We start from the raw sequence: 509 nt of genomic DNA, 5'->3' as shown, positions 1-509 counted from the left end.
AACGGCGACTGCGACATGTACGCTTGCACAGGACGGGGTTGCCACTAATCCTGTTATAAGCCTTATAAACGGTAATTCACTGGCAACTGTTACTGCTATCGTTGTTCTTTATCCGGGCTCTTATAACTGGAATGATTCGTTTCAGTATAATATTCCTCCGGGGGCTACATATAATAATGTATCCAGGGATCATTCGCACGGTGATTTTATGGCAGGCTCCGACTATATGATCTACTGGAAAGGCGGTGACGGTACCAGCGGTTCGACTTATGCGCCTGACCTGCAAAACGGTTCCGCTTATTCGGTCGGCTGACAATAAAAAAGGTAAGGAATAATGATGAATCATAAAAAAACAGGGGTGTATCGCTACAGCCCTGTTTAACCTTACCATTCTTATTGAATGAATAAAAGAATTTCTCTCGACGCAAAAATATAAAAATGACAGGTGATTAACAAATATACCAATGTGCCAATATGCCAATGGCGCGAAGCGACAATGTCAATTAAAA

At 42.0% G+C, this 509-nt stretch carries 1 protein-coding gene; it reads left to right on the top strand.

Annotated elements, in window-relative coordinates; genetic code table 11:
• Positions 1-313: hypothetical protein (locus ACFO6W_RS26415; protein ID WP_380002179.1), on the top strand; the 313-nt coding region annotated here is incomplete at its 5' end.
• Between the last annotated feature and the right edge of the window lie 196 nt (positions 314-509).

Source organism: Dysgonomonas termitidis (assembly GCF_042654545.1).
GTDB classification, from domain to species: domain Bacteria; phylum Bacteroidota; class Bacteroidia; order Bacteroidales; family Dysgonomonadaceae; genus Dysgonomonas; species Dysgonomonas termitidis.
This window is presented reverse-complemented; position numbering and strand designations above follow the sequence as displayed.